Origin of the sequence: Paenarthrobacter sp. PPS72 (assembly GCF_048537125.1) — a bacterium.
Lineage (GTDB): Bacteria > Actinomycetota > Actinomycetes > Actinomycetales > Micrococcaceae > Arthrobacter > Arthrobacter nitroguajacolicus_E.
This window is the reverse complement of sequence record NZ_JBLYIE010000027.1, coordinates 27,000-33,732: the sequence shown is the minus strand read 5'-3', so window position 1 is coordinate 33,732 and position 6,733 is coordinate 27,000. Positions and strand designations below refer to the sequence as shown.

Sequence of the window (6,733 nt, the reverse complement as noted above, 5' to 3'; positions counted from 1 at the left end):
GGTGGATCGAGGCTTAGCCGGCGAGAAGTTCGTCCAGGCGTTCGTATCCTTCGATCACGCCATAGTCCATTCCGGTGGACAGCGCCATGTCCCGGGCTTCAACCGACGGGTAGACCTCGTGGGCCGACATCCGGGTCTTGCCGTCGATCTCCTCGAAAGTGGTGGTGCTGTTAACCACTTGGTTGGGCGCACCGTCGAACTCGACTGTTTGGATGATCAACGCATCGGATTCAACAGTGTGGAAGACGCCGCGGAAGCCATACATCCCGCTATCGTCGCCGCTTTCGTAGCGCCAGCTGCCGCCCGTGGTGGCGTTGTATTCGATGATCTTCGTGACCGTGCTGCGGGGGCCCAGCCACTTGGCCAACAGGTCAGGGTCAACGTGGGCTTTGAAGACCGCACTGACGGGCGCATCGAATTCGCGGACTGTGTCAACGAACGGGACGCCTGGGTCGGCGGTGATTGTTGTTGGATTGCTCATTTCAGTTCCTCTTTCTTCTTTGCTGGTGTTTGTGGTTCTTGTACTGAAGGACTGCCGCCAAGCAGTACGTCGAGCTGCCGGAAGCGTGATTCCGCGATCAGCCGGTACTGGTCGATCCAGGCGGTCAAATGCTCGAGCGCCGCTGCGTCGAGGTGTACGGGACGGCGCTGGGCATCACGGGAGCGTGTCACCAACCCCGCATGCTCAAGGACTTGAATGTGTTTGGAAACGGCCTGCTTGGTAATGGCGAATGGTTCAGCGAGCTCATTGACGGTGGCGTCTCCCCGGGAAAGCCGGGCAACAATGGCCCGCCTGACCGGATCCGCCAACGCCATGAAGGCCCGGTCCAAGGTGTCAGGGCCTAGATTCTGCTCCACCGCCGCGTCAACCTTTCATTGTCAACCAAAGTTGATCAACCGTTTGCTTGATCAACTGTCTGGTTGGTTAAGAGAATACGCTTCTCCCGCGAAAGGCACAACGGTTTTTCTACTCCCCGCCCAGTTGCCGGAAGTCGTTCTCCCAAAGCCTGCGCATCTCGGCGTCTTTGCGAATGACCTCCAAGGTCTCCAGCTCCGCGGGGGGTGCGGGGCGCTTGGATCGCGGCGTCAACGTCCTGCGGCCTTGGTCCAGCGCAAGCAGTGCCCTGTCGGTCAGTGCGTCATTCTTCAGTGCCAGGTTGGTCTTCCGGCGCCGGAGTACTTCCTTCAAGGCCGCCTGAGCGGCTTCGAAATCGCCGCGGGCCCTCAAGGAACGTGCCCGGATCAGCAGCAGTGCGGCCGAAAGGTCGTCCGTGTTCAGCAAGCCTTCGGTCCAGAGCACCACATCACGGTGGCGCTCCAACGAGTACGCCGCCGTGCAACGCGCCAATGCGGAAGGCAACGACGGCGGCAAAGTCACCACTGCTTCCAACGCTGCCTCGGTCATCCCCATCTCCCGAAGGCAGTGGGACAACGCCAGAAACACGGATTCCTCGCTGAACAGGACCGGAACCTCGATGCGTTCGGCAACCTCGACTTTGGTGACCACCTGCCCAAGGTACATAGCCGAGAACTGGCTGGCGTCGTCGTCGATCCTTGTTGTTAATCCTCGCTGCAGCAGCTCCGAAGCCCTCAAGAACCCGCCATGTTTGTACGCGAGCAAGCCCGCCATGACGTGGCACAAACCGGCCCATCCTGGATATGTGCGGCCGAAGGCGAGGAGTCGATCCGGCTCTGTAGAGGTGAATACGGCCTCATGCATGGCCCTGGCGGTCTTGGAGGACAGCATCTTCAGCCTCGGGACGTTGCCCACCACCGACAACCTGGCGTGGTCGCTGCCCACAAGGACACCGGAGAGCACATCATTGACTCCGTCAGCGAGGCCACGGACCGGGGTTCGGACGTAGCCCTCGCGGAAGGGCGTGAGGTCCCGGGTGTCATGGAAGATCGTGTGCACACGTCCGTTCGGAGCTTGGCTCATAAATCCATGCTAACCGCCGCTGAACCAGGCCAATCCCCCTGCTATCGGAGGCATTTCAGGAGTATTATGGCGGCGTCGGCAAGGTTTTGCCACACTCCTTGCCGCAGGTCGGCTCTCCATGAGAAGAGCCGGGTAATCGCGTGAAAAGGGAGGACTGATGACCACCGCTTCGCACCCCGCCGAACACCACCACATGATGGGGTTGACGCTTCGCAACACCGCCATGGGCGTTGGCATTGTATTTCTGCTGGTAGGCATCCTGGGCTTCATCCCGGGAATCACCACCAATTTCGGCGCCATGACCTTTGCGGGACATGAATCCGGCGCCATGCTGCTTGGAATCTTCCAAGTGTCCATACTCCACAACATCGTTCACCTGCTGTTTGGCGTGGCCGGCTTGGCCATGGCAAGGAACGCACGCATGGCTCGCCTGTTCCTCCTGGGCGGCGGCGCCGTGTACATCGTTCTTTGGATCTACGGCCTGGTCATCAACCAGGAAACAGGCGCCAATTTTGTCCCCTTCAACACGGCCGACAACTGGCTGCACCTGATCCTCGGCGTTGCCATGATCGGGCTGGGCGCCTGGCTGGGCAGGGATGCCATGGACGAAACCACCACAGCGCGACGGAAGATGTAAACCTTTCCCACCGCCTGGTGAAACAACGACGGCGACCGCTCCCTTTCGCGGGGACGGCCGCCGTTTTGGGTGCTCCCCCCCTTCGCCGAGTTGGCAGCACACCCCCATGTTTTGGCGGCTCACCATTGGTGTTAAGTGCCATCTCGGCGCGCAATCTTAAGGGCGCGACGGCGGGTTCCCGGTTATCGCGGGGCCCGCCCACCCAGGCGCGTGGTCACCTTGGCTGCAGCCGCCGCGCAGGCTTCACCAAGGCTCTCCAAGGTGTCCTGGGAAACACGGAACTTCGGGGCCGGGATCAGGACGGAGGCCACGATGTCTCCCCGATGGTCATAGACGGGGGATGCAACGCCCACCTCTTCAATGGAGGTCTCTCCGAAATTCACAGCCCAGCCGCGCTTCCCGGCTTCGTCCAGCCGTGCCAGATACGCCGCAACAGCATCCTCATCCAGACCAGGAAGAGTGACCGAGCCACTGCGCAGCAGCTGACGCACCCTGTCCTGGTTCTCCGCGGCAAGGAACACCTGCACCGACGAACTCAGGGCCTCGTTGTACCGGGCGCCCAACGGAGCGAGGTGTTTGACCTGATGCCGACTGGGGATCTGCTCCACACACATGGACTCATTACCGTTCCACACCATGAGGGCGCTGGTCTCCCCCGTGCGCTCGGTGAGTTCGCGCAGCACAGGGTAGGCAACGCGGCGTTCCTCGAGTTCCGCCAGGAGGGGGCCCGCCATGGCGATCATCCCCAGCCCCAAGCGGAACCTGCGCGAATCGACGTCGCGCTCTACAAGGTTTTCCTGTTCCAGCGTCGCGAGAATTCGGGAGACGGTGCTCTTGTGCAAGCCGATGCGGCCAGCGATTTCGGTGACTCCCAGGAGCGGTTCATCGGCTGTGAAGCTCCTCAACACGGCGATGGCGTTGACGATGACCGAGGTGTTTTTGCTGTCCCCATTGCTGTTGCTGTTATCGGGAGTCTCGCTGGATTCGGTGGGAGTCATGGGTTCACTATATTTCGCCGGGTCCGCGCCGTCGGACCGGATTCGGCCGGCGGACACCACGCTGTGTCCACCGGCCGGGTCATTAGGCTCCGATGATGTTGTGCTCGGGGCCGAACGGGAACTTGGTGATGTTCTCAGCACCGTCTTCGCCGACCACCAGGATGTCGTGCTCGCGGTAACCGCCGGCACCTGGCTGGCCGTCGAGCACCGTGATCATCGGTTCCATGGATACCACCATGCCCGGCTCCAGCACGGTATCGATGTCCTCGCGCAGTTCCAGTCCTGCTTCGCGTCCGTAGTAGTGGCTCAGCACCCCGAACGAGTGGCCGTAGCCGAACGTGCGGTTGGCCAGCAATCCGTGGCTGACATAGATCTCATTGAGCTCTGCGGCGATGTCCTTGCAGACGGCCCCCGGTTTGATGAGTTCCAAACCGCGCTTGTGGACCTCGACGTTGATGTTCCACAGCTCCAATGAACGCGCACCCGGTTCGCCGTAGAACAAGGTACGTTCCAGGGCTGTGTAGTAGCCGCTGGTCATGGGGAAGCAGTTCAGGGACAGGATGTCGTGTTCCTGGATCTTCCGGGTGGTGGCCCAGTTGTGGGCGCCGTCGGTGTTGATGCCGGATTGGAACCATACCCAGGTGTCACGGATTTCGGAGTCCGGGAAGGTGCGGGCGATCTCGTGGACCATGGCTTCAGTGCCGATCAGGGCAACCTCATACTCGGTGATGCCGGCCGTAATGGCATTGCGGATCGCCTCGCCACCGAGGTCGCCGATACGGGCGCCATGCTTGATGACCGCAATTTCCTCGTCCGACTTGATCATGCGCTGCCGCATCGCAGCCTGCGCCACATCCACCAATGTTGCTCCGGAGAAGGCAGCCTGGATCTTGTTGCGGTTATCCAACGGCAGCGAGTCGTCTTCGACGCCGATGCGGCGCGGGTTGATGCCGCGGGTGCGCAGAACTTCCTGGATGGCGTGGATGTAGTTGTCACGGCGCCAGTCCGTGTACACCAGGTTCTCGCCGTAGCTGCGGCGCCAAGGCATCCCGGCGTCGATGTTTGCCGTAATGGTGACCGTGTCATCCTTGGTGACCACCATGCCGTAGGAGCGGCCGAAGTAGGTGAAGAGGAAGTCGGAGTAGTACTTGATGGAGTGGTAGCTGGTGAGGATGACGGCGTCGAGGTCCTTCTCAGCCATGATGCTGCGGAGGCCGGTGAGGCGGCGCTCGAATTCTGCGTCGGAGAAGGTCAGCGAGACTTTTTCGCCGTTGTTGAGGACCTTGGTGCGCTCGAGCTTGGCGACATCGTTGACGGCCTCATTCTGCGTGATGGTCATGGTGGTTCCTTTCAATGGGTGGGTTGTATTAGTCCTGCAGCAGAGGCTTCTTGGAAGTCTCCGTGGCGAACAGGACTGCGATGAGGGAAACTATGGCTGCGGCCACGAGGTACCAGCCGGGGGCCAACTTACTGGCGGTCATGCCGATCAGGAGGGTCGCCATGAACGGTGCGGTACCGCCGAACAGGGCATTGGAGAGGTTGAAGCTGACGGCGAAGCCTGTGTAGCGGACCTTCGTGGGGAAGAGTTCGGCCAGGAAACTGGGCAGGGTGCCGTCGTTGAGGGTGAGCATGCCACCCAGCAGGATCTGCACCAGGACGATCACCAGGAAATTGCGGGTGTCCAGGAGCATGAAGGCCGGCACCGTCAGCAGGATGAACAGGACTGAGGCGGTAATCAGCATGCGCTTGCGGCCGAACTTGTCCGAGGCAATGCCCGTCAGGAAGATGAAGCCGATGTAGCTGGCCAGGGCAATAGTGGTGGCAAGGAACGATTCCGTGGCACCGAAGCCCAGCTCCTCCGACAGGTACGTCGGCATGTAACTGAGGATGACGTAGAAGCCCACGGCGTTGAGCAGCACCGCCCCCGTGGCAATGATGAGTTGCCTCCGGTACGTTTTGAACATTGCCAAGGCAGGCGCTTTGACGCTGTTGTCCTTCTCCGCCAGTTCGCGGAACGCCGGGGTGTCTTCCAGCTTGGTCCGGATATACCGGCCGATCAGGCCCATGGGCGCGGCGAGCAGGAACGGCAACCGCCAGCCCCACTCGTTGAGCTGCTCCGCGCTTAGTACTGAGGTCAGCAGGGCGGCCAGCAACGATCCCAGCAGCAGTCCCGCTGCGGTACTTGCAGGCACGACGGCGGCATAGAGCCCGCGCCGATTGGCCGGCGCGTACTCCACCAGGAATGCGGAAGCTCCGGCGTACTCGCCTGCTGCGGAGAAGCCCTGGACCACCCGCACGAGGAGGAGCAGAACGGGGGCCATTACGCCGATGGTGGCGTAGCCCGGGATCAGTGCGATGCAGAACGTGGCTACTGACATCAGCACGATTGACAGGCTCAGCGCTTGCTTGCGGCCCAGCTTGTCCCCGATGTGGCCCCAGACGAAACCACCCAGGGGCCGGACGAAGAAGCTGATAGCGAAGACCCCGAAGGTTGCTAGCAGTGCCGTCTGACGGTCCGACTCGGGGAAGAAAACAGTAGAGATGATGCCGGCCAGGTAGCCGTACACGGCGTAGTCGAACCACTCAACAAAGTTGCCGATGAAGCTGGCAGTGACCACTCGCCGTCGAGTGTCCTTGCTGACCGTGTGGTTGGGGCTGGATGTGTGGTTGGAGCCTGAGGCGGATGAAGTGCCTTGCTCGGCTGCCACAGAGGATTCAGTGCTCATGTGTCCACCAAAATCATTGGGGTTGCATTCAACGCAACGCTGTTGCACCAGAGTATGTGTGAGCGACGGCACAGTCAAGGGGTGAATGTGAGCGATTCTGGGGCGCAGCATAGGCGGCCGACGTCACCGAGCAGAATTCCCTTTGGTTGCTACTGCAGCGACAGCGTTGCATTCAGCGCCCCCAACGCTCTATCACCTCCTTGGCCCTTCAGCCCATCCCTCTCGCATCCACTTGACTGAAACCGCCCACACGTTCAATCGGTTGCCGAGTGAGGGCTCGACGTCGGCGCCGCCAATTGGGTGCTCATGTCCGGATTCAGACGAGGGAGGTGAGAGAACGATCGCCCCAAACCGGCAGGAGGTGAGAGAGCGATCGCCCCAAACCGGCAGGAGGTGAGAGAGCGATCAGAAAAAACCCGCGGGAGGTGAGAGA

At 61.2% G+C, this 6,733-nt stretch carries 7 protein-coding genes; 1 reads left to right on the top strand and 6 read right to left on the bottom strand.

The genetic code is table 11. The features are described from left to right. Positions 1-13 precede the first annotated feature (13 nt). The 3 genes from ACLRGI_RS13910 to ACLRGI_RS13900 all read right to left on the bottom strand — a co-directional run bounded on the left by ACLRGI_RS13910 (position 14) and on the right by ACLRGI_RS13900 (position 1,939). On the bottom strand, positions 14-481 hold the full coding sequence (locus tag ACLRGI_RS13910; RefSeq protein ID WP_419202230.1) for an SRPBCC family protein: 468 nt from the start codon (positions 479-481) through the stop codon (positions 14-16). After that, positions 478-816 (bottom strand): ArsR/SmtB family transcription factor, encoded by a 339-nt coding sequence (locus tag ACLRGI_RS13905; RefSeq protein WP_419202231.1) that lies wholly within the window; start codon positions 814-816, stop codon positions 478-480. The genes ACLRGI_RS13910 and ACLRGI_RS13905 overlap by 4 nt, the downstream gene beginning before the upstream one ends. A gap of 151 nt (positions 817-967) precedes the next feature. Then, positions 968-1,939 (bottom strand): hypothetical protein, encoded by a 972-nt coding sequence (locus tag ACLRGI_RS13900; RefSeq protein WP_419202229.1) that lies wholly within the window; start codon positions 1,937-1,939, stop codon positions 968-970. 157 nt (positions 1,940-2,096) lie between these two features. On the opposite strand from ACLRGI_RS13900, the gene ACLRGI_RS13895 reads away from it, so the two are divergent. After that, positions 2,097-2,576: a DUF4383 domain-containing protein gene (locus tag ACLRGI_RS13895; protein ID WP_419202228.1), complete on the top strand. Its 480-nt coding sequence runs from the start codon at positions 2,097-2,099 to the stop codon at positions 2,574-2,576. A gap of 182 nt (positions 2,577-2,758) precedes the next feature. Here the strand turns inward: ACLRGI_RS13895 and ACLRGI_RS13890 are convergent, their stop codons facing one another. The 3 genes from ACLRGI_RS13890 to ACLRGI_RS13880 form a co-directional block, all read right to left on the bottom strand. Next, entirely contained in the window at positions 2,759-3,574 is an 816-nt protein-coding gene (locus tag ACLRGI_RS13890; RefSeq protein WP_419202227.1) for an IclR family transcriptional regulator, read from the bottom strand. Between the two features lie 82 nt (positions 3,575-3,656). Then, positions 3,657-4,913, bottom strand: a complete 1,257-nt coding sequence (locus ACLRGI_RS13885) for an aminopeptidase P family protein (protein WP_419202226.1) — start codon at positions 4,911-4,913, stop codon at positions 3,657-3,659. A 28-nt stretch (positions 4,914-4,941) separates the two neighbouring features. After that, positions 4,942-6,300 (bottom strand): MFS transporter, encoded by a 1,359-nt coding sequence (locus ACLRGI_RS13880; protein ID WP_419202225.1) that lies wholly within the window; start codon positions 6,298-6,300, stop codon positions 4,942-4,944. Positions 6,301-6,733: the final 433 nt, after the last annotated feature.